The organism is Rhodococcus sp. 27YEA15, from assembly GCF_049739425.1.
In the GTDB taxonomy this organism is placed as follows: Bacteria; Actinomycetota; Actinomycetes; order Mycobacteriales; family Mycobacteriaceae; genus Rhodococcus_F.
On the sequence record NZ_JBMHHW010000001.1, the window covers coordinates 320,628 to 342,601 of the forward strand.

A 21,974-nucleotide genomic window follows, 5' to 3' on the forward strand; every position below is an offset into this window, starting at 1 on the left:
ACCGGCGATCAGCTGTGTGGGACGGACAACGCCTCACGCACCGTGTTCGCCATGTGTACCGAGACGGGGACCTCCGGCGGTACCGCCGAGACGAGCCTATTCTTCGTCAGGGCGAAACCGAGGCCGTAGTCGGGGTCGGCGAATCCGTACGACCCTCCGAAACCACTGTGACCGAATGTGTTCAATCGACCGCCCTGCGCCATGGTGCCGTCGCCGAGAAGATAGCCCAGGCCCTTGCGGACCTCTCGCTTGTGGGTCTGGTCGAATGCGTCGGTCGCCAATGACGTCGCCAGGTCCACACGATCGTGGGGGAGGAGTCGTACCCCATCGACGCCGTCGCCGATCAACGACGCATAGTGTTTCGCGAGTGAACGTGCGGAGGTGATCGCCCCGCCGGCGGGTACCGCGGATGCCTGAACGGACGGCGAATTGAACAGATCGGCCATGATCCGGGTGTCGGGGCTTGCCGCCGGTCCGGTCAGCACCGACTCGTCGCTCTCGAGAACAGCGATACGGCTGCGCACCGAATCGGGAACCCCGTAGAACATGTCGTCGATCCCCAGCGGCGCGCAGACCAGTTCGGCGAGGACCTCACCGTACGGTCTGCCGTACACCCGGCGCGACACCTCGCCGAGGATGAAGCCGGAAGAGAGCCCACGGTAGGCAGTTTCGGTACCAGGGGCCCACAGCGCCGTCGAGGCGGCGAGCCGGGCGCACGTGTCGTCCCAGTCGTCGATGTGGAAATCGTGGGTGATGTCCTGCACGCCCGACGAGTGGACGAGGACCTGGCGAAGAGTGGCGTCTTCCTTGCCGTTCTGCGCGAATTCCGGCCAGTACTCACCAATTCGGGCGTCGTAGTCGAGTTCGCCTCGTTCTGCCAGTAGATGCACGATCGTGTACATCAGGCCTTTGCTGCAGGAGAAGATCGGAAACAGCGTGTCCGACTGCACTACTGCCGATCGGGTCGGCTCGCTGTGCCCGGACCACGCGTCGACGATCAGCTCGCCGTATCGGTAGACGGCCACCTGGATACCGAGTTCGCGGTCGTCGGCGACTATCGCGTCGAGTTCGTCCTGGACGATCTGCTGGACGTCTACGGTCATGGCCGAGTCTCATTCGTTTTCGAGATTTCGGTACGGAAGTAGTCCGCTACCGCAGTGGTCAACGACTCCTGGTAGCGCTCGCCGCGTGATGCCAGGGCGGCGACCGGATCGCCCAGTACGCCGTTACCGGCAAGCGCTTTCGTGCCGCCCGCGAACAACGCCGTTGCGGTGTCCTCGTCGAAGTGCCCGAGAAAGCCGGGTTCGGCGACGCTCATGTCCACCAGTTCGGGGTGCAGTGCCAGCATGATCGAGGTCTCGAAATCTCCGGCGTGCGAACCGCACGCCTCAGGTGAGATGGAATCCTCCGCAGCGACGCCTTCGAACACTGCCAGTAATTGTAGAAGATCGGTATGGGCGTGGATATTGCTGTTCCCGATGCGGTTTCCGATTCGATCGATCAGATGCGCCAGCGGTTCGAAGTTTCCGCCGTGGCTCGACACGATCAGGATGTTGTCGAAACCGTGGGCGGCGAGGCTGCGCACGTATTCTTCCACCACGTCGAGGAATGTCGACTCACTCAGCGACACCGTTCCGGGGAAAGACATGTGGTGCGGGGAGACACCGAACGGCATGGTCGGGGCGACCATCGTCGCGCCGACCTTCTCCGCGACGGCGGTGGCTGTCGACGTGCCGATCCTCGTGTCGGTGGACAACGGCAGGTGTGGGCCGTGCTGTTCGGTGGCGCCCACGGCGAAGACGACATTGCGGAATCCCGAGTCCATCGCTTCCTGTACCTGGGTCCAGGTCAGGTCGGCGAGAGCGGGCACGGCGGCGGCCATCAGAGCGCGCCGACCGGGGTGGCGTCGGTGCGTAGGGCGTCGATGGCGAGTGCGGCGATCTTGCCGATCGCGGCGTCGCCTGCTCCATGTCGCATGTGGTAGTTCTGGTTCCGCAGGAAGATGCCGACGACGTAAGCCTCGCCGTTACCGAAGTCCACGACGCCTATCTCGTTGCGGACACCGGCGAAGAACGTGCCGGTCTTGCCCGAGACGGTGACGCCGTCGGGGAAGGCAGACGAGAGCCGGTGGGGCGCGAACTGCAAGCCCATCACTCGCCGCACCTCGGCGCAGGCCGGCGCGTCGGCGGCGGCATCGGTCCAGATCAGGCTCAGCAGATCGGTCATGTCGCGCGGGGTGCTGGTGTTGCCCGTCCGGGCGCTCAGTGAGTCACCGGATTCGACAGCTGCGCGGAACTCGGCGTCGGGCAGACCGAACGGGTTACCGGAGGAGGTTGTCTCGATGGTGGAGAAGTTCTCGGACGACAGTTCCTCGAGCGCCAGATCGATGATCCCTTCACAATCGGTGGTGATGCTCGTGTTCTTCACACCGAGCGCGTCGAGCCTGGCCATGATGTTGGCCGTGCCTACCTTCGCCTGCAGGATGTCGGTGGCGGTGTTGTCACTGACCTGGATCATGAGCAGTCCGAGATCGCGAATCGAGAGTTCGACGTCGTTACTCAACGCGGAGATGCCCGACGGACCGAGAGTGCGCTGGTCGGCGGGAACGACGACACGATCGTCGAAGGAGAAGCGACCCTCGGAGACCTGCGCGGCCACCTCCAACATGACCGGAACCTTGTACACGGATGCGGTCACGACACGATCGTCGGCACCGGAACCGATTTCACGGGTTCCATCGAGGCTGCGCACGTGGAACGAGGCAGTCACGTCGGCTGCCGCGCACACGTCGGCGATGGCGGAGAGGCTTGCTTCTCTGGTGGAGTTCATCGTGCTTCCGTTCTGATCTGGAGTACAAGGAGGTAAGTTGCCGGACGTCGGTGTCGTCGGAACTCAGTCGCTCGTGTTCGGAGCGTAGATATGGCAGCGTGCCGATCCCGAATCGGTGGGATACATCGGCGGCGGTGTCTGCGTGCAGATCGGCCCCAGATACTGATGGCACCGCTCGTGGAAGACACAGCCGCTCGGTGGGTTGTCCGGCTTCGGTGGCTCACCGGCCAGGATGATCCGTTCCCCGGTCGCTGCGGAGAGCAACGTCGGCGACGCCGACGCGAGTGCACGAGTGTACGGGTGCTGCGGATTGGTCAGAATGGCTTCGGTGGAACCGGATTCCTGCACCTGCCCGAGGTAGAGCACCGCAACGTCGTCGCAGAAGAAACGTACGACGCCGAGGTCGTGGCTGATGAACAGGAACGAGGTATCCGATTCCTCTTGAATATCCTTGAGCAGATTGAGGATCTGTGCCTGTACCGAGACATCGAGAGCGGAGACCGGTTCGTCGGCGACGATCAGTTTCGGTTTGGCGGCGACAGCACGGGCGATCGCCACTCGCTGACATTGCCCGCCCGAGAGTTGATGGGCGTACATGTCGCCGTACGCCGAGCCGAGACCGGCCTGATCGAGCAGTACGTCGATGTCCCTGCGTCTCGACGAATATCCCCCGACGCGAAGAGGTTCGGCGATGGCCCGCCAGATCGGAAGTTTCGGATCGATCGACGCTCGGGGATTCTGGAAGATCATCTGCACCGAACCCGGTGTCCGCTTCATCGCATTTTTCCCGCTGACGGGTCGACCCAGGATCTCCACTGTCCCGCCGGTGGGTTGGAGGAGTCCGGTGACTACCCGGCCGAGGGTGGATTTCCCGCTGCCGCTTTCACCGACCAACCCGAGAGATCTTCCGGCGGTGATCGTCAGGTCCACGCCTCGCAGTGCCTGCACGGCAGGCCCGCCCAGACGAGTCTTGAACGAGTGTGTGATGCCGTCCAGCTTGACCACTTCTCGACTGGACACGACGTGCGCGGTATTCATCGAGCCACCTCACTTGTCTGGACACGCGGGTCCAGGCCGGTCATCGGGTGCAGACAGGCAGCGTGGCTGCGCCCACTCTCTTCGAGTTCTGGTGACACGAAAAGGCAATCGTCGCTCGCGCGATCACAACGCGGAGCGAAGCGGCAGCCCCGGCCTCGTTCGGCCAGCGGCGGCACGATGCCGCGAACCGTCTTCAGGCGTCGGGCACCGGAGTTCATGCTGCCGAGGCATTCGATCAGAGCGCGGGTGTACGGATGCGCGGCTTCACGCAGTACGTCGTCAACCGTTCCGGACTCCACGATCTTGCCCGCGTACATGACGTACGCGCGATTGCAGTGCTGGGCAACCAGTCCCAGGTCGTGGGAGATGAACAGCATGGACATTCCCTCGTCCGCGATCAGGCTGTTCAGCAAGTCCATGATCTGCGCCTGCACCGTCGTGTCCAGGGCGGTGGTCGGTTCGTCGGCAATGAGCATCGTCGGCCCGCACGCCAGCGCCATCGCGATGAGTACACGCTGGCGCATACCGCCGGAGAGCTCGAACGGGAAGGCCTGCGCCACCCGGTCGGGAGCTGGAATACCCACGCGAGCAAGGAGTTCTCGTACCAACTTGGCTGCGACCCGTTTGGTGATCTTCTGGTGTACACGCACCAGATCGCCGAGTTGGCGTTCGATGCTGACGACGGGATTGAGCGAGGTGCCCGGATCCTGCGGGATCATCGCTATGTCGGTCCCGCGGAGCTGCGCAAGAGCTTTGCGGTTCGACATGTCGAAGTGACGGCCGTCGAAGACCATGTCGCCGCGTGAGATCAGAGACTGTTCGAGGAGTCCGAGAACGGAGTACGACGTGACGGACTTGCCACAACCGCTTTCGCCGACGAGAGCGACGCTGTCACCGGGGTCGATGTGAAAGCTCACGTCGTCGACGGGGCGAAGATCGGGGTTGTCGGCGATGCTGACATGGAGATTCTTGATCGACAGCAATGGCTGCGTCATCGATTACTCCTCGGGTCGAGTGCGTGGCGGAGGCCGTCACCGCAGATCAACAGCGTGACGACGACGACGGCGATGGTGCAGCCAGGAACTATGGACATCAGCGGCAGATCGATGCTGTGTGTCGAGCCGAGCGCAAGCATGTTGCCCAGTGACGACGTCGGTGGCTGGATGCCCAGTCCGACAAAGCTGAGTCCGGCTTCGGCGATCACCGTGAACGCGAAGATCAATGTCAACTGCACCGACACCGATTCGATCATGTTCGGAGTGACATGTCGAATAATGATCTTCCACTTGGGAACTCCGCTGACCACAGCGCTGTCGATGTACTCTTCCTCGCGGATCTTCAGTACGACGCTTCGGGTGACCCTGGCCAGATACGGGGTGTATCCGGCGACGAGGGCTATCACGGTGCTGGTGACTCCGGCACCCATCGCCGCGATGAGAGCGAGCGCGAGAAGCAGCGACGGAAGTGCCAGGCCGACATCGATGATTCGAGCGATGACGGTGTTGGCGATTCCGCGAGAGAACCCGGCGAGCATGCCGAGTGGAATGCCGACGATCATCACGCCGAGAGTGACGGCGGCACTGATGGCCAGCGACGTGCGAAGGCCGTACAGTAGTCGGCTCATCTGATCTCGTCCGAGATCGTCGGTGCCGAGCAGATACTCACCACCGGGAGGACTGAGAGTGTTGGTCAGGTCCTGGGCATTGGGCGAGTGCGGGGCGAGCAAGGGTGCGAACGCCGCGGCCGCCACCAGAAGGAACAGAATGCTCCACGCGAATTTCTGGCCGGGGAGGGACAGAATACGAGTGAGAAATTTGCGTCGTCGACGGACACTGACGGCTGCGGTGGACCGGGTGGTCCCGGCTGATTCAGTCATTGTCGGCCCTGACTCTCGGATCGATGAACGAGTAGACGACGTCCATCGTCAGGTTGACGGCGACGACGATGACGACCAGGACGAGCACACAACCCTGTACCACGGTGTAATCGCGGGCCAGCACGGCTTGGACGAGCAATCGTCCCATTCCCGGTACGGCGAAGGCATTTTCGACCAGGAGTGCGCCGCCCATCAGGGCTCCCATTTCGAGTCCGGCAACAGTGACGGTGGGAAGAAGGGCGTTTCGCAGTGCGTATCGGGAGTAGACCCGGCGTTCGGGTATTCCGAACGAGCGGGCAGTGCGGACGTAGTCGGAGCTCAGGGTGCCGATCAACGATGCTCTGGTGGTTTCGAACAACAGCGTGGACATGCCGACGCCCAGCGCGACGGTCGGGAGAATCATGTGCTGGAAGTGTGCGCCGATTCCGCCGCTGATGGGCGAGTAGCCGAAGGTCGGCAGTACGTTCTGGAAAGCGATGATCAGGAGCAGTGCCAACCAGAAGCTGGGTACCGCGATTCCCAGAGTTCCGATCAGTCGGACACTTCGATTCGCTCGGTCACTGGTGAACCGCGAGGCGAGGACACTCAGCGGAACGGACAGCAGCAGTGCGAACACGAGAGCGTACATGCCGAGTTGAAGTGTCACGACTATCCGGTCGGCCAGCAATGTGGTGACCGAGTCGTTGAGTACCAACGACTTTCCAAGATCGCCGCGGGCGGCGTTCGAGATCCAGTCGAAGTACTGGACGAGCATCGGCTTGTCGAGTCCGAGTTCGGCGTTGATGCGGTCGATCTGGTCCTGACTGACCGACCCCCCGGGCCCGCTCACGGTGCGAGCGGGGTCTCCGGGAATCGTGCGTAGCAGTACGAACATCAAGAACGTGGCGGCGAAACCGACGATACCCAGCTGGCCGGCGTTGATCAGCAGCTTTCGAGCGATTTTCCGCCCGCGGCCAGAGGAAGCCCTGGCCGCGGGTGCTGATGCGATTACACTCACTTGGCGAGCCAGACTCTCGACAGCGGGTTGGTGCCACCTTCGGTGAATTCGTAGCCGCCGACCGAGGGGTTGGTAGCCGTGATCTTCTGGGGGAAGACGGTGAACGCTGCGTATGCGTTGTCCGCGATCAACTTCGACACCCGCTGGTACAGCTCGGCGCGCTGCTTCGGATCCTGTTCGGTGCGCGCGTCGTCGAGGAGTTTGTCGAGTTCGGGGTCGTTGATCGAGGACGCGTTCAGATCACCCTTGCTGTGGAAGAGCGGGTACAAGATCTCGTCCGGGTCGACGGTCGCGGTGGTCTGACCGCTGTTCATGATCGTGAAGTCCTTGGCCGTGTAGATGCGCTGCGCCCAGGAGCCGAATTCCTCCTTGCTCAGGTCGATCTTGACGCCGACGTTCTGGAACTGCTCGGCCAGTGCGTCCGCTTCGGTGGAGAATGGCGGCTGGGTGAACGCACGGAACGGCACGGTGGTGTCGAAGTCGAAGGTCCCGGCCTCGAGGAACTCCTTGGCCTGATCGACCGAAAATGTCTGCGAGGCAAGGCCGGACAGATCGGAATAGGCGTCGCCGATCTTGGGGCTCAGTGGTCCGCTCGCGGGATCGGCGTAACCCTGGAAGATGCCTTTCGCGATTCCCTCACGATTGATCGCGGCGGAGAATCCACGGCGGACGTCGACGTTGTCGAAGGGTTTGACCGCCTGATTGAACGTGACGTAGTTGAACGTGTTGCTGATGGAGGTCTTGATGACCGAATTGCCCCGACTCTTGACCTGGGCGAGCTGTGCCGGAGTGACACCGAGAACGTCGAGTTCTCCGTTGACGAACGCCTGAACTGCGGTGGTCGGGTCCGGCAGTATCGAGATCTTGATCGAATCGAGGTAGTTGTCGTCGGCCCAGTAGTCGTCATTGCGGACCAAGCGGACGTACTGGCCGGTCTTGTACTCGTCGAACTTGTACGGGCCCGTGCCCACCGATGCCTTGAGTGGATCCGTTGCGGCGTACTTCTCGACTGCGGTGGGGGACATCATCATCACGCGGCCACGCCGAAGCGATGCGACGAAGCCGCCGGCCGGTGCCGACAGATTCATGGTCACCTCATTGGGCGCGGTGACGTCCACCGACTGCAGGGACGGCGGAAGGTTGGCTCCGGCTCCGTTCGGGTCGAGTAGTCGGTCGAGGTTGAACTTGACCGCCGCGGCGTCGAACGGTGTTCCATCGGTGAACTTCACGTCGTCGCGGAGTGTGAACACGTATTGCGTCGGCGAGGTCTGATTCCACGAGGTGGCGAGCTCGGGGACGGGCTTGCCGTCCTGGAAGTCGACCAGACCGTTGTAGGCGAGGGTGGCGATCTGCGCCGTACCCACCGATGTCACGGCCATCGTACCCATGTCGAATGCCGGTGCGATCGGCTCGGCTCCGATCGAGACCCGCAGTTCGCCGCCACGCTGTGGTCCGCCGGTGGGCTCGGAAGCAGAGCCCGAGTTCTGCGCGGAGCCGGAGCAACCGGCGACAACCAGAGCCAGCGCCGTGGCGGTTCCGATCAGCGCCGTACGCCTCGAGAACCGAGTCTTCGTTTTGTCCATCAGAACCACCTTCGAGCCGTTCATTCGAGAACGACGGGTTTCACGGAGCCTTGCAAGGATGCATTAGGTGTAATACCTTACCGATTGGATGTCAAGGAAAATAGACGAATTTACTCCCGTGTATCGCACGAGAACGGAACCACATGACGATGGAAACCGAAGATCACGAATTGGCCCGCCACCTCGACATCGACACTCTCGACTCGTTGATCTCTGTGCCCGTGGCTATTTCGTCGGTCGAGAGCGCGATTCGTGAGCTGCACGCGGATCGTCTCGAGCAACCACCGCGCACCGTCGTCGGGGATGGTCAACTGCTGGTCATGTCCGCGCTCCATCGAGAGACCCGCGACGCCGTGGTCAAGACGCTGACGATCTACGACATCGACGGCACCCGGCGCATCGAGGGCACCGTGCTCTGGTACGACGGGGTTACCGGTCTGCCGAGTTTCAGCGTCGACGCTCACCGGCTGACGGCGTTGCGAACCGGTGCCGTCTCGGGAGTTGCCACGAAGCTGCTCGCCCCGGCGAGCGTGCGAAAACTGTCGATTCTCGGCGCCGGCGCCCAAGCTGAAACTCAACTGGATTCCTGCTGTGCAGTAAGGGAATTCGAGGAAATATCGGTGTACAATCGCACGGCCGAGACGGCTCACAGGTTTGTGGCGGCGGCCAAGCTGCGGCACCCGGGAATGCATATTTCGGTGGCGGCGTCGGCACACGAGAGCGTCGCCGATGCGGACGTCGTCTGCAGTGCGACGGGCGCGACATCGCCGTTGTTCGACCTCGCGGTGTTGAAGGCGGACGTGCATGTCAACGCCGTCGGCGCTTTTCGTCCGTCGATGGCAGAGCTTCCGGTGGGACTGATCGAGAACTCGACGATCACCGTTCTCGACGACATCGCCGGGTGTCTGGAGGGCTCCGGCGAAGTACGGTCGGCAGTGGAGCGGGGATTCCTCGTCGGCGGGTTTCGCTCGCTCGGATCGGTCCTGGATTCCGGGTTCGACCGGCAGGGGCGGACGGTGTTCAAATCGGTGGGGTGCGCTGCACTCGACTGGGGAGTCGGGAAGGCGATTGCCGACCGACTCGACGGTCGCGGCAGGCCCTGACCTGGTTGTAACGGTCTTCGTCATGGCCTCGAGTTCGTTTCGGACGTGGGTGCCGCACCCGGCATGACGGCGTGTGCGACGGTTTCACGGTCAAAGTCTTGAAGTCTGGTGCGAACCTCCCAAAAGGCGGCCCGCCGACCGTTCGGCAGCACAAGAATCCGACTCGCGCGAGTGTCAAGCTGAGCGCAGCTACCTGTACAACCGATTCGGACTATTCGGAGGGCACGAATGCACGTCTATATTTCCGTGGACATGGAAGGTATCGCGGGTATCGCGACCCTCGATCAGACGATTCGTGGTGGTGGCGGATATCAGCGAGCACAGGCGCTGATGACGGCCGAAACCAATGCCGCGATCGCCGGAGCTTTCGACGGCGGCGCGAGCAGTGTCGTCGTCAACGACAGCCACGGAACGATGGACAATCTCTTGCACGCCGACCTCGATCCACGAGCCCGTCTGATCTTCGGTTCACCGAAGCTGCAGTGCATGGCCGAAGGTTTGACGGCCGAGCACGATGTTGCCCTGTTCATCGGATATCACGCTCCGGCCGGCGGGCCTGGTGTGCTCGCGCATACGTATTCGAGTTTGTTCGCCGACGTCCGGCTGGACGGAAAATCGGTGTCCGAGACCGACATCAACACGTTGTACGCCGGGACGCAGGGAGTTCCGGTCGGGTTGGTGACCGGTGACGACATCATCTGCGCGCTCGTCGATGCCGATTCGCCGACCACCGAGACCGTCGAGGTGAAGAAGGCGCACGGCTGGTCGGCCACCAACTCGCTGCCGCCGTCGCTCGCTTGCGAGGCGATCAGAGCCGGTGCGGAACGTGCAGTACGCAAGGCGGATACGTTGAAGCCGGTCGAGCTTCGTGCCGAATGGAACCTCGAGATCGTCCATCCGACCACCACGGCAGCCGAACTCGCCGAGGCCGTACCAGGTTCGCACCGGGTCGCGGACCGCACGATCTCGCACACCCTCGGAAGCGTCGACGACATCCTCGGCCTCATCACCGTCAACGCCAAGTTGGCGTCGATCGGACTCAAGACGATGACGGCGGTTGCCGCCAGGGCGTAGCGTCCGGGAGCGGATGCGTCAAAGCTGCTCTCGATCAAGGACTCCTCGCGCGGATGGCGCAAGCCGAGATGGCTGGTGATCGCGCACCTCGGGATGGCCGACGGTATTGGTGGTGGCCGACGAATCCCCGGCCGCAGGACGGTGATACCGAACAAGATTCGCGGCGGCGTAGTCGGCAAAACTTGTCGTATTCCGCGCGCCGCCCCCTAGTCGGGTTCGGTGCTCCGACCACTGGAGGCAGAGCAGTGACAACGACGTCACCGAACAGGTTCGAGCGCAACGGTGCTCGACTCACGAGAAGGGCTGCATCGGTGAATGTTCGTGAAGCTGCCGATCAGGCCGAACAGGCCGCCCTTCGTTCGTGTGTACGCATCGAAGTGGTGACCGGGCATACCGAACTGGCTCAGGTCTTCGATCTGTTCGATCGGGTGTGGCAGCCGGAGAACGGCAACCCTCCTGTCCATCGTGACTTGATGGTGGCACTGTCACATTCGGGCAACTACGTCGCGGGCGCTTTCCGTGGCACCGAGATGATCGGCGCATCACTTGCGTTCTTCGAGGAGCCGAAACATCGGACTCTGCACTCGCATATCACCGGCATTCTGCCGACCGCGCAGAATGCCAACATCGGTCTGGCCCTGAAGCTTTTTCAGCGGGCCTGGGCACTCGAACGGGGCATACACCACATTCGATGGACATTCGATCCGTTGGTCGCTCGCAACGCCTATTTCAACGTCTCGAAACTCGGTGCGCTTCCGGTTCAGTATCTGCCGCGTTTCTACGCCCCGATGAACGACGGTCTCAACGGCGGTGCGGACAGTGATCGATTGATGATCGACTGGGAGATCGACAGCGTCACGGTTTCCGCCGTGATGTCCGGCAAGGCGAGTGCTCCGACTCCAGAGTCGTTGGATGCAGATGAACTACTGGGGACCTCCGCCGCAGGACTTCCCGTGCCGAAGTCGACCGACAGTCGCTACGTCACCGTGGCGACCCCGAACGACGTGTACTCGCTCAGACAGTCCGACGCAGCAGCGGCCGACGAGTGGCGGCACGCTGTTCGCGACGCGCTCGGCGGAGTACTCGCCGGTGGCGGGGCGGTGGTCGCGGTGACCAGGTCGGGGCAGTACGTCCTCGATCGTCAGCCGGAGATCGTGTAGTGACCGTCCGGTCCGGGCGCATCCCGGAAGCCGGTTCGCTCACGTTGGAGGGCGGGTATGTCACCGGTTCCGAAGTATCGGGGATCGGGGTCGAAACGAACCCCGATCGGCGTGAATGGATCGGCTTTGACAGGCCCTTATGACACACTTCGTCTACAAGACGAAGGAGTGACAGACGTGAGCACGGTACGACCCCTCATCAGTTTGGTGCGCGTTCTCGAAGATGTGGGTACCACCGTGCTCAACACCGTTGTCGGTGATCCCGAGACCGTTGCCGAGATCTCGTCGGTGGTTATCTACGATCCCGACGACGACTCCCCGCCGGCGCCGGATGCGCTGGTGCTGCTTGTCGGCGTCAGTGGGACCCAGGTGGCCGAGTCCGTCGTCGGCCTCGGTGAGCGTGGTGTGCGAGCGGTGGTCGTTCGAGCCACTGCCGACGCACCGCTCGCCGGTGAAGAGGCCATCGAGGCCTCGGGCGTCGTTCTGCTCACGCTGGCCCGAGGTGTCTCCTGGGTGCAATTGACCAGCGTCGTGCATTCGGTGTTCGCGGCACGTAACGATGTGGGACACATACATTCTCGTGGTGGCGGACCGGCCGGCGACCTGTTCGCGTTCGCCAACGCGGTGAGCGCACTGTTGGATGCACCGCTCACCATCGAGGATCGCAGCTCACGCGTCATCGCGTTCTCCGGCCGACAAGACGAGAGTGACGGCCCGCGTATCGCCACCGTTCTGGAACGGCAGGTGCCGGACCGATTCGTCCGAGTGCTGGAAGAGGCCGGTGTGTTCGATCGGCTGTACCGCAGCGACGAACCGGTGTGGGTACCGGCAGAACTGCTCGGGGTCGAAATGGGTCGCATCGCCGTCTCCATCCGGGCCGGGGACGAATTCCTCGGCTCCATCTGGGTAGCAGCCAAGGCGCCGCTGTCCGAGGACCGGTTGCGCGCGCTGCGCGATTCGGCCGGGCTGATCGCGCTGCAGATGCTGCGTATTCGCGGGGGAGCGGACGCCGAGCGTCGGCTGCGTGCAGATCTGATCGCGACCGTCCTCGACGGTGGTCCGAACGCGGCCGACGCGATGAGCCGTTTGGGCCTGGGCTCGGGCCCGGTGCTGGTCATGGCGTTGGGGCGTCGATCAGGGGAGGGTCCGTCCAAGCCGGATGACGCCGCACACGTACAGCGTCTGACCGACGCATTGGCCATACATCTGGGCGCTGTGCACTCCCGGTCGGCGGCGGCACTGGTCAACGGAACCGGCTATGCGGTGCTCTCGGTGCGCGAGAGCACCCCGGCCGATGCCGAACGTGAGGCTTTCCGTGTGGCCTCGGATTTTCTGGACAGAACGGGCGCGACGGGTGACACGATCATCGGAATCGGCCGAGTGGTGACGAGGCCGTCGCAGCTGACAAGGTCGAAGCGTGACGCCGAGAACGCCTTGGAAGTCCTGCTGGCCGGCCGCGCCTTCGGCAGCGTCGCGACGTTCAGTAGCGTGCATGTCGATGCGATCCTGTTGGAAATCGCCTCCGAGTCTGCAGCCGAAGGGTTTTCGGTTCTCGGACCGATCGAGGAGATCGCCCGCCACGACGCCGAGCATGCGAGTTCGTACGTCGACACTCTCGAGGCCTGGCTCAACGCCTTCGGGGACGTCGGCGCGGCGGCGGCATCACTTCATCTGCACCCCAACACTTTTCGTTACCGTTTGGGAAAGCTGAAGGGTAAGGCGTCCCTTGATCTCGACGATCCGAACGTGCGGTTCCGGTTGATGGTTCATCTACGTCTGCGCGGGCCGCGCTGACCGCCGTCGGCCGGCTACCGTCACTGCACTCGGATCGGTTCGTTGGACGGAAAGGGCCGCGCCGATCCTTCAGCGCGGCTCTCTTCCGACGGCGAGGTCAGTTCGCGGCGCGGATCGCGTCGACGGCGATGCGGCCGACGGTTCCGATCGCTGCATCGATCTTCGGGGCGCGTTTGGTCAGCTCGTGGGACTTGGTGAAGACACCGACGGCGTAACGCTTGCCGTCCGGGTAGGTGACGACGCCTGCTTCATTGCGTACCAATGCCAGAGTTCCGGTCTTGGCGGCGACGGTGACCTCGTCGGGGAACCCCGAGGACAGGCGGTGCGGCCAGACCTGCTTGGCCATGATGGTCCGGACCTCGTCGCACGCCGAGGCGGGGGCGGCTTCGTCGCGCCAGATTGCGGCCAGCAACTTGGTGATCTCGCGCGGAGTGCTGGAGTTGGTGCGGGCGGGATCGAGGATCGCCATGGTTTTCAACACATCCAGTGGCGGGAATTCACGTAGCGTTCCGACCTCGGTTCCCAGGTCTGCGTACACGGAGGCGAAGAGTCCGCGACAGTCGCGAACCAGGTTGGTGTTCTCGAGGCCGAGTGCGGTCAGGTTGGACACGATGTTCTCGAGCCCGAGGCGTGCGTAGATGAAGTCGGTCGCGGCGTTGTCACTGAAGCTCATCATCAGAAGAGCGAGGTCACGCCAGGTTGCGGTGACGTCGTCGGCGCATCCACCGACACCGATGCCTCCGGAACGGAATTCCTCCGTGACGGTGGCGAACTCGGTGGGATCGAGAGTGCCTGCTGCCACGGACCGGGCGTATTCCAACACCACCGGGATCTTGAAGACGGATGCCAGGATCACACCCTCGTCGGCCCCGTAACCGAACTCGGTGTCGGAGTCGATGTCGCGTGCGTGCACGTACGCATCGGTATTTGCGTCGGCGAGAACTGCAGCGATCTCCTGCTGAGCGGTGTCGACGCGCGTGGCTGTTTCGGTCATGGGTGGCCCTTTCGTCGGTATCGGCAGACCTGACGATAGTGAGTCGGCGAGGACGGGTCTTGTAGGAATGGACGAAGGCGAAGCTCCGGTTCCGTACCGATGCGCCGAAATCGCCAGGTCGGCGTCAGGCCGAGCGGTTCTCGAGTCTGCTTCCGACAAGATCTGCAAGCCCGTCGCGGCGTTCGTCCGAAACGATCCCGGACAGCAGCATCGTCAGCAACTCGTCGAGGCGCAGATGCAAATCGTCGCGTTTGGTGAGTACGTTCGAGACCAGCTGGACGCCGGTGAAGGCAGAGGTGACCACCCGCCCGATCGCCTCGGGTCTGGCGTCGTCACGAAGGTCGCCTTGAGCTTTGGCTTTCGTTGCCAAGCGCTGCAGTTGATCGATCCAGGTCAGATAGGGGCCCTCAGGCCGGTCCGCGCCTTCGAGCTCGAGGGTGAGCCGGAGTCCGGCACGCACCACGGGGTCGGTGCGAAGTTGCCTGGCGAGTTCGTTGCAGACCATGACGATCTGCTCCAGTGCGGGTGCGTCGGTGGCTTCCACGTCGGCAAAGGCGGTGGCACTCATCTGGCGTTGCTCTTCCACGACTGCCTGGGCCAGCTCGTCCTTGGAGGAGAAATGAAAATAGACGGCGCCTTTGGTCATCTGTGCCGCAGACACGATGTCGTTCATACTGGTGCTGCCGTAGCCGGTGAGTTCGAAGCGATCAGCGGCGCCCCGCAGTATCTGTCGGCGACTGATCTTGGCACGTTCCTGCATTGCTCCCGTTTCCTCCGGCATTCCGCAGATCCTTAGTCAGGGTCTTTGGTCCCTAGGATCAGCGCCCCACGGTAGCAGCGAAGGTTGCAGTTGCGCGACATTAGAAACGGACTGATCGGTGCGAAAGATCCAGGTCGTTACTGTTTGTCGGAAAAATGTTCGTCAGAATCTTGATTTCCGAGTCGATGCGGGCGTGTCAGCTATCCAGTAGCGAGCCTCGGTTAGCGGGACGAAATGCTCTCTTCGTGCCCGAGATCGCGCAACGCGGATTTGAGCGCCGACTGCGCGTCGTCGAGAGACTTCGGCGACGGTGACGTATCCGCCCGACTGATGTCGAAGTTGCCCATGTCGTACGCCGGAAACACGTGAACGTGAAGGTGTGGGACTTCCAGTCCGGCGATCAACAGTCCGGCTCGAGGGGCATCGAATGCCGACCGCACGGCCTGCCCCAGAGTGCGCGCCACCGAAGTGACTTTGGCGAACAGTTCCGGATCGACGTCCTGCCACTGGTCCACCTCGGCGCGCGGTACGACGAGCACGTGGCCTTGGGTGATCGGCGCGATGGTGAGGAACGCGACGACGTCGTCGTCCTCCCACACAAAACGTCCGGGGATATCTCCCTTGATGATGGCACTGAAGACTGAAGGCATGGTCCGACATTAGCCGGTCGGCATGGCCGTCGGGGGTCGGCGTCGCGCGGTCGAGGTAGGAGGATTCCGAGCTGCCAGGAAACTCCCAGGCTGGATGCAGAGTCGTCGAAGCCGAGCAGCGAAATCTGTAACCCATGACGACAGAAGCCACGCAGACCGCGGGCAGCATGGACACGGGCGAGCGTTCCGTCGCCACCGTAGTGCTGGAAGTGGTAGTACCGGTGTACAACGAAGAGGCGGGCCTCGAGACCTGCGTTCGGCGATTGCGAGAGCACCTGCACTCCCACGTTCCGTTCTCGGCCCGCATCACCATCGCCGACAATGCCAGCATCGATCGCACCCTCGAAGTCGCTCATGTGCTGGCTGCCGACTTCGACGATGTTCGCGTCGTACATCTCGATGCCAAGGGCCGTGGCCGGGCCCTGCGACAGGTGTGGAGCGCGTCCGACGCCGAGGTGGTCGCGTACATGGACGTGGATTTGTCCACCGACCTCAACGCCCTGATGCCGCTGATAGCGCCGTTGCTGTCCGGGCACTCCGACGTCGCGATCGGTTCCAGGTTGGCCAGGTCGTCGCGAGTGGTACGAGGACCCAAACGCGAATTCATCTCGCGCAGCTACAACCTCATCCTGCGCAGTGCGCTGCGAGCCCGGTTCTCCGACGCGCAGTGCGGCTTCAAAGCCATGCGGGTCGACGTTGCGCGAGAACTACTTCCGCTGGTGGAGGACACGGGGTGGTTCTTCGATACCGAGTTGCTGGTGCTGGCCGAACGTGCAGGTATGCGCATCCACGAGGTGCCCGTCGACTGGGTGGACGACCCGGACAGTCGGGTCGACATCGTCGCGACTGCGCTCGCAGATCTGAAAGGTGTGGTGCGCGTGGGCAGAGCATTGTCCACCGGTTCGCTGCCGCTGGCCGAGCTTCGTTCCGGCTTCGGACGGGAGCCGTTGGTGCCCGGCGTGCCTCGGGGAATGGTCGGGCAACTCGTGCGGTTCGCCGTCGTCGGAGTCTTGTCGACGATCGCCTATGCGCTGCTCTATCTGGCTCTGCATCCGCTGATGGGCTCACAGTGGGCCAACGCCCTCTCGCTGCTGATCACCGCGGTCCTCAACACCGCGGCGAACCGGGCGTTCACCTTCGGGATTCGGGGCACGGAAGGGTCGGCTCGCCATCAATTACAGGGTCTGCTGGTCTTCGCGTTCGGCCTCCTGCTGACCAGTGGTTCGTTGTTCGTGTTGCATGCCAGTGCTCCAGATGCGTCGAAGCACATCGAGCTCGTCGTGCTCGTACTCGCCAATCTTGTTGCCACAGTGTCTCGATTCATTGCCTTGCGATGGGTCTTCCATCCAGCACGATCAGTAGGAGAAAACCGATGACCGCGATCGCAGAGAGGCAGGCGCCCGCGGCGCCCGCACCGAAACCGGTCACCGGACCGCGATGGGAACCCTGGGCGCTCGCCGCGCTCCTGATCGGAACCGGCGTCGCCTACATCTGGGGACTCGGGGCGTCGGGATGGGCGAATTCCTTCTACGCCGCAGCAGTTCAGGCCGGGTCCGTGTCGTGGAAGGCGTTCTTCTTCGGATCCTCGGACGCGGCCAACTCGATCACCGTGGACAAGCCACCCATGTCGCTGTGGCTGATGTCGTTGTCGGTACGCATCTTCGGGCTCAGTTCCTGGGCGATGCTGGTGCCTCAGGCGCTTCTCGGCGTGGGATCGGTGGCATTGCTGTGGGGCGCGGTCCGCCGGTACTTCGGTGCCGCTGCCGGGCTGCTCGCGGGCCTGGTGCTCGCACTCACTCCGGTTGCCGCACTGATGTTCCGGTTCAACAACCCCGACGCACTGCTGGTGCTGTTGATGATCGGTGCAGTCTGGGCGCTGCTGCGAGCAGTGCAGGACGGCCGCACCAGATGGCTGGTAGTGGTGGGGGTGCTGTGCGGCTTCGGCTTCCTGACCAAGCAATTGCAGATCATGCTCGTCGTACCGCCGTTGGCACTGACCTATCTGATCGCGGGACCGCCGAAACTGGGCAAGCGTGTCATGCAGCTCTTCGCGGCGTTGGGTGCCATGATCGTCGCGGCCGGTTGGTGGCTCGCGATCGTCGAACTGTGGCCTGCGGATTCGCGGCCCTGGATCGGAGGTTCGCAGAACAATTCGATCCTCGAGCTCACCTTCGGCTACAACGGCCTCGGACGCCTGAGCGGTAACGAGACCGGGAGCGTCGGTGGTGGCGGTATGCGTGGGGTAGGCGAGGCGGCGACCGGAGCGGCCGCAGGTGGATTCCCCGGTGCAGCAGGCGCAGCGGCTCCGGGCGGCGGTGCAGGCGGCGGCATGTGGGGATCCACCGGGATCACCAGACTCTTCGAAGCAGCGCAGGGGGGCCAGATCGCGTGGTTGATACCGGCCGCACTGATCTTGGCTGTCACCGGAATCATCTTGCGGGGCAGAGCCGCACGGACAGACGCCCAGCGTGCGTCGTTCATCGTCTGGGGGCTGTGGTTGCTGGTCACCGGGCTCACGTTCAGCTTCATGGCCGGAATCTTCCATGCCTACTACACGGTTGCTCTGGCCCCGGCGATTGCCGCACTGGTGGGAGCAGGTTCGGTACTGGCATGGCGTCACCGTGAAACAGTATGGGTCCGTGTGATGTCGGCGTTGACGTTGGCTGCAACGACAGCGACGGCATGGCTGCTACTCGGACGGTCGTCGACCTTCGTTCCGTGGTTGCGATGGATGATCCTGGTGGTCGGCATCGTATCGGTTGTCGGAATCCTGCTTCCGGCGCTCTCTCGCGGACGGATAGCGGCAGTGCTGGTCATTGCGGCACTGTTCACCGGCCTCGCCGGACCGGCAGCTTACGCCGTGGACACGATCAACACGCCGCACACCGGGTCCATCGTCTCGGCCGGACCGACCGCCGAGGGTGGGCGAGGCGGATTCGGTGGAGGCCGTGGTGGATTCGGTGGGGTGAACGGCGGATTCGGTGGCACGAACGGTGGCGGCACCGCAGTGGGCGGCGTGGCTGCGCCGGGAACAGCGACTGCGCCGGGAACGGGCACACCCCCGGCTACGGCAGGTCGAATGGGTGGGCAGGCTCCCGGCTCGACGGCAGGAACCACTCCCGGTCGGACCAACGGAGCCCGGACCGGTGGCGGAGCCGGCGGCCTGCTGGGGGCCAGCACACCAGGCGCCGAGGTGATTGCGACGCTCGAGCAGGATTCGGGCAAGTTCACCTGGGTGGCCGCTGCCATCGGATCGAACAACGCGTCGGGATATCAGCTCGCGACACAGTCGCCCGTCATGCCCATCGGTGGGTTCAACGGAAGTGATCCGTCGCCAACTCTGGCACAGTTCCAGCAGTACGTATCCGAGGGCAAGATCCACTACTTCATCGCCGGCGGAATGATGGGTGGCGGCATGAACGCGGAGGGTACCGCGACGGCGATCTCCGCTTGGGTGACCGAGAACTTCACGGCCACCACGGTGGACGGGGTGACTCTCTACGATCTGACCACATGAGCGGTGACAATCAAGGAAGGTCCGGTGCCGCAACGGCGCCGGACCTTCCTTCGCTGTGGTGAGCGTCGGGGTTCAGAGCCAGGATGCGACACCACCGTGGCCGGAGCACGTGCCTCGCCGGCTCTGGCTGAAGCTGTAAGTACCGTCCTTGCATTTGGCGGACGTGCCGGCCGGAGCTTCGGGCGCGGTTCGAGGAGACTGCACGCAGTTACCTGCCGTGTTGACGTAGCCGCCTGCGCACGAACCGCCACCTCCGGAGTTACCTCCGCCGACTGTGCCCTGCGATGGTGCCGGTGCCGGTGCCGGTGCCGGTGCCGGTGCCGGTGCGGGTGCGGGCGCCTGCGGCACCAGGGGCACTACTGCCACGTGGGTGGGCGGTATCGGCGCCTCGGTGGAGGGGATCGTCACCGGAACGGGGATGGTCTCGGACGTCGTCGGCGCGACGGCTGTCGTCGTCGCGAGCGTCGTCGTCGTCGCCGAGGGGATCGATGTCGTCGTCGTCGGGCGAACCGTCGTTGTCGTCGTACTGCTCGCCGGTGCTGTGGTGGTCGTGACGAGCACGCTGTCGGAGGACGCGGGTTCCGGAGTGGGTGTCACTGCTCCGCCGAGCATCATGACGCCCAAAGCGGCGGCGCTGACAATGGCTGCGCTCTTCCGGTTCGGAATCCGGGCCCAGGCCAGGTTGCCGCGTAGTACCGCGACCGCGCCGATGACGAGTGCGATCAAACCTACGAATACGAGTAAAGTCCCCAAGGTTTCTCCAATGACGTGGCAATCACAAGGCAATTTCAGTGAGATTCAAACACGGCACCATGTACGAAATGCAAGTTATATCTACTTTATTACTTTTTCCCGCTTGTTAACGGAGTATTGTCCTGGTGAAATGGATGTTCGATTCTGGATGGACGATTATCGAAGGGGTGAAATGCAAAATATGTCGATTTTTCGAAGAGGGTCGATGTAAACCGGCTGAATATTTAGCAATCTATCGGCAATATCAGCGCTGCGGTGCTCGTGACAACAGGACTGTTCGCTTCTGTTTCACATACGCCCGAATAGTTTGCCGGGTCGGTTTGGTTCGGTCCGAGGGCCGCACGGTAAGAAAGTGACATGACTTCACAGGACGATGAAAAAGTAGATGCAGTCGAGCGCTTCCGCTTTCCGCGTCGGTGGTCTCAGATCGATCCGGCCAGACGAGGGCTGGTGATGGCGTGGGTGGGTTTCACGGTTACCTTCGGCGGCGCCAGGCTGGTGACGTGGTTGATCCAGATCGACGTGGGGAACTTCGGCGACGTCAGCGCCGGCGGCACGCACTTGCACCACTATCTGTGGGGGATCCTTCTCCTGGCAGGTGTCGCGATCTTCGGTCTGGTAGACCGAAGTCCGCGGGCGCGCACCTGGATGGGTCTGGTGCTCGGTATCGCACTGGGTCTGATCGTCGACGAAGCGGCTCTGCTGATCACTCTCGAGGACGTGTACTGGGAAACCGGTGGCTGGCCCAGCATCGCCATTGCCCTGAGCATCATCGGACTTGTCGGCACCGGTTTGGTGCTCACGCGAAGTGGCGCCGAGAAACCGAAGTAGCGTGCGAGAGCTGTCGGCGCCCGACACCTGAATACACGTACGGCCCGTCCGCATCGGCATGCAGACGGGCCGTGCTTGACGTCTGGGTCAGTGGGCGTTGCGCGCTGCCGCATCGAGGGGCTGTAGATACGTGTCGAATTCCCAGGGCAGGGACAACGCCGTGGCCGGGGCGACTGCGGCGGTCGCTTCGTCGCCGAAGGAGAAGGCGGGCATTGCCACCGGAACGACGCCGAGTGCGAGCATGGCTTCTCGTGTTCCTCAGCTCCAGAGGGTAATTCGTTGGAGGCGCGAGTCGATGGCGGTTGATCTGTAGACGTGCTCGACGATCACCGGAAACTGGGTGCCCTCGCTGTTGACCGAAGTATCACTGGCGGTGGACCCGCAGGAGGTCACCAGGGCGGCGAGTGCTACCGCCGATGCGACGAGGCCGATTGCGCGTCGGCTGCCGGAAAGCGTTGTTCTCATCCACCGTCTCGATCGTGTGGAGCCCGAACCGTTCTCGGTCGGTACGAATTACCGACGGTAGCCTGACGAAACTTGGCGTCGGCGGGCAGGTCCCGGCGTCACCGCCCGTCAGGGGTGGGACGGTGATGCACGTACTCGACGGTTGTCCCGTCCGGGTGCACTGCGTTGAAACCCGTTCCCGTGGGGACGCTTTGGAGAGGGAAAATGATCTCCGAACCGGCCGCGACGAGTTTGTCGTAGTACGGCTGCACGTCGTCGACGAGGAATGTACCGGTAGTGGTACGAAATGGTGCGAGCGATTCCTCGGTACCTTCGATGAGGAGGAACCCGCCCACCACCGCCAGGTTCAGATCCGTTTCGGGGAACGGGAAGACCGCATCCGCCTCGAGGTTCTGCAGATCCTCGTAGAACGCGATGGAGTCGACCAGAGTCCCCGGCTCGAGGAACACCCGGATCAGTACGCGAGGTGGCCGGCCGGTGGTGTCCGTGCGGGCGCGCCAGAGTTGCGTCAGATCATGGTTTTTCGACAACAAATCATCCTTCGTTCGGG

At 63.2% G+C, this 21,974-nt stretch carries 22 protein-coding genes; 7 read left to right on the forward strand and 15 right to left on the reverse strand.

Features of this window, described 5'->3' with window-relative positions:
* Positions 1 to 8: 8 nt before the first annotated feature.
* From ABH922_RS01470 to ABH922_RS01505, 8 genes are all read right to left on the reverse strand, one after another.
* Positions 9 to 1,103: a serine hydrolase domain-containing protein gene (locus ABH922_RS01470; RefSeq protein ID WP_424805237.1), complete on the reverse strand. Its 1,095-nt coding sequence runs from the start codon at positions 1,101 to 1,103 to the stop codon at positions 9 to 11.
* Positions 1,100 to 1,882 carry a creatininase family protein gene (locus tag ABH922_RS01475; RefSeq protein ID WP_424805238.1) on the reverse strand — a complete coding sequence of 261 codons (783 nt, stop codon included), beginning with the start codon at positions 1,880 to 1,882 and terminating at the stop codon, positions 1,100 to 1,102. The genes ABH922_RS01470 and ABH922_RS01475 overlap by 4 nt, the downstream gene beginning before the upstream one ends.
* Positions 1,882 to 2,829: a serine hydrolase gene (locus tag ABH922_RS01480; protein WP_424805239.1), complete on the reverse strand. Its 948-nt coding sequence runs from the start codon at positions 2,827 to 2,829 to the stop codon at positions 1,882 to 1,884. Before ABH922_RS01480 ends, ABH922_RS01475 begins: the two co-directional genes overlap by 1 nt.
* Before the next feature lie 63 nt (positions 2,830 to 2,892).
* On the reverse strand, positions 2,893 to 3,867 hold the full coding sequence (locus tag ABH922_RS01485) for an oligopeptide/dipeptide ABC transporter ATP-binding protein (RefSeq protein WP_424805240.1): 975 nt from the start codon (positions 3,865 to 3,867) through the stop codon (positions 2,893 to 2,895).
* The gene (locus ABH922_RS01490) at positions 3,864 to 4,862 is read right to left on the reverse strand and encodes an ABC transporter ATP-binding protein (protein ID WP_424805241.1); all 999 of its coding nucleotides are present in this window, start codon (positions 4,860 to 4,862) and stop codon (positions 3,864 to 3,866) included. The genes ABH922_RS01485 and ABH922_RS01490 overlap by 4 nt, the downstream gene beginning before the upstream one ends.
* Positions 4,859 to 5,743 carry an ABC transporter permease gene (locus ABH922_RS01495; protein ID WP_424805242.1) on the reverse strand — a complete coding sequence of 295 codons (885 nt, stop codon included), beginning with the start codon at positions 5,741 to 5,743 and terminating at the stop codon, positions 4,859 to 4,861. The genes ABH922_RS01490 and ABH922_RS01495 overlap by 4 nt, the downstream gene beginning before the upstream one ends.
* Positions 5,736 to 6,740, reverse strand: coding sequence for an ABC transporter permease (locus ABH922_RS01500; RefSeq protein ID WP_424805243.1), 1,005 nt, complete (start codon positions 6,738 to 6,740; stop codon positions 5,736 to 5,738). Before ABH922_RS01500 ends, ABH922_RS01495 begins: the two co-directional genes overlap by 8 nt.
* Positions 6,737 to 8,323, reverse strand: coding sequence for an ABC transporter substrate-binding protein (locus ABH922_RS01505; RefSeq protein WP_424805244.1), 1,587 nt, complete (start codon positions 8,321 to 8,323; stop codon positions 6,737 to 6,739). The genes ABH922_RS01500 and ABH922_RS01505 overlap by 4 nt, the downstream gene beginning before the upstream one ends.
* A gap of 143 nt (positions 8,324 to 8,466) precedes the next feature.
* On the opposite strand from ABH922_RS01505, the gene ABH922_RS01510 reads away from it, so the two are divergent.
* The 4 genes from ABH922_RS01510 to ABH922_RS01525 all read left to right on the forward strand — a co-directional run bounded on the left by ABH922_RS01510 (position 8,467) and on the right by ABH922_RS01525 (position 13,454).
* Positions 8,467 to 9,426, forward strand: a complete 960-nt coding sequence (locus ABH922_RS01510; RefSeq protein ID WP_424805245.1) for an ornithine cyclodeaminase family protein — start codon at positions 8,467 to 8,469, stop codon at positions 9,424 to 9,426.
* Between the two features lie 228 nt (positions 9,427 to 9,654).
* Entirely contained in the window at positions 9,655 to 10,500 is an 846-nt protein-coding gene (locus ABH922_RS01515) for a M55 family metallopeptidase (protein ID WP_424805246.1), read from the forward strand.
* 245 nt (positions 10,501 to 10,745) lie between these two features.
* A complete protein-coding gene (locus ABH922_RS01520) occupies positions 10,746 to 11,660 on the forward strand; it encodes a GNAT family N-acetyltransferase (RefSeq protein ID WP_424805247.1) in 915 nt (304 codons plus the stop codon).
* Positions 11,661 to 11,837: 177 nt separating this feature from the next.
* Complete coding sequence (locus ABH922_RS01525; protein WP_424805248.1) at positions 11,838 to 13,454, forward strand: PucR family transcriptional regulator; 1,617 nt, start codon at positions 11,838 to 11,840, stop codon at positions 13,452 to 13,454.
* Positions 13,455 to 13,551: 97 nt separating this feature from the next.
* Here ABH922_RS01525 and ABH922_RS01530 read toward each other — a convergent pair whose 3' ends face one another.
* The 3 genes from ABH922_RS01530 to ABH922_RS01540 form a co-directional block, all read right to left on the reverse strand.
* Positions 13,552 to 14,448, reverse strand: a complete 897-nt coding sequence (locus tag ABH922_RS01530) for a serine hydrolase (protein ID WP_424805249.1) — start codon at positions 14,446 to 14,448, stop codon at positions 13,552 to 13,554.
* A 124-nt stretch (positions 14,449 to 14,572) separates the two neighbouring features.
* Positions 14,573 to 15,229 carry a ScbR family autoregulator-binding transcription factor gene (locus ABH922_RS01535; protein ID WP_424805250.1) on the reverse strand — a complete coding sequence of 219 codons (657 nt, stop codon included), beginning with the start codon at positions 15,227 to 15,229 and terminating at the stop codon, positions 14,573 to 14,575.
* Positions 15,230 to 15,429: 200 nt separating this feature from the next.
* Positions 15,430 to 15,858, reverse strand: coding sequence for an HIT family protein (locus ABH922_RS01540; RefSeq protein WP_424805251.1), 429 nt, complete (start codon positions 15,856 to 15,858; stop codon positions 15,430 to 15,432).
* A 134-nt stretch (positions 15,859 to 15,992) separates the two neighbouring features.
* Here ABH922_RS01540 and ABH922_RS01545 point away from each other — a divergent pair, with 134 nt between their 5' ends.
* Both ABH922_RS01545 and ABH922_RS01550 read left to right on the forward strand, forming a co-directional pair.
* The gene (locus tag ABH922_RS01545) at positions 15,993 to 17,234 is read left to right on the forward strand and encodes a glycosyltransferase (protein WP_424805252.1); all 1,242 of its coding nucleotides are present in this window, start codon (positions 15,993 to 15,995) and stop codon (positions 17,232 to 17,234) included.
* Positions 17,231 to 19,375: an ArnT family glycosyltransferase gene (locus tag ABH922_RS01550; RefSeq protein ID WP_424805253.1), complete on the forward strand. Its 2,145-nt coding sequence runs from the start codon at positions 17,231 to 17,233 to the stop codon at positions 19,373 to 19,375. The genes ABH922_RS01545 and ABH922_RS01550 overlap by 4 nt, the downstream gene beginning before the upstream one ends.
* Positions 19,376 to 19,447: 72 nt before the next feature.
* Here ABH922_RS01550 and ABH922_RS01555 read toward each other — a convergent pair whose 3' ends face one another.
* Complete coding sequence (locus ABH922_RS01555) at positions 19,448 to 20,128, reverse strand: DUF3761 domain-containing protein (RefSeq protein ID WP_424805254.1); 681 nt, start codon at positions 20,126 to 20,128, stop codon at positions 19,448 to 19,450.
* A 357-nt stretch (positions 20,129 to 20,485) separates the two neighbouring features.
* On the opposite strand from ABH922_RS01555, the gene ABH922_RS01560 reads away from it, so the two are divergent.
* Positions 20,486 to 20,959: a hypothetical protein gene (locus ABH922_RS01560; RefSeq protein WP_424805255.1), complete on the forward strand. Its 474-nt coding sequence runs from the start codon at positions 20,486 to 20,488 to the stop codon at positions 20,957 to 20,959.
* A gap of 87 nt (positions 20,960 to 21,046) precedes the next feature.
* On the opposite strand, the gene ABH922_RS01565 is transcribed toward ABH922_RS01560, so the two are convergent.
* From ABH922_RS01565 to ABH922_RS01575, 3 genes are all read right to left on the reverse strand, one after another.
* Positions 21,047 to 21,202 (reverse strand): hypothetical protein, encoded by a 156-nt coding sequence (locus ABH922_RS01565; protein WP_424805256.1) that lies wholly within the window; start codon positions 21,200 to 21,202, stop codon positions 21,047 to 21,049.
* Positions 21,203 to 21,217: 15 nt separating this feature from the next.
* Positions 21,218 to 21,424 carry a hypothetical protein gene (locus ABH922_RS01570; RefSeq protein ID WP_424805257.1) on the reverse strand — a complete coding sequence of 69 codons (207 nt, stop codon included), beginning with the start codon at positions 21,422 to 21,424 and terminating at the stop codon, positions 21,218 to 21,220.
* 98 nt (positions 21,425 to 21,522) lie between these two features.
* On the reverse strand, positions 21,523 to 21,954 hold the full coding sequence (locus ABH922_RS01575) for a hypothetical protein (protein WP_424805258.1): 432 nt from the start codon (positions 21,952 to 21,954) through the stop codon (positions 21,523 to 21,525).
* Positions 21,955 to 21,974: the final 20 nt, after the last annotated feature.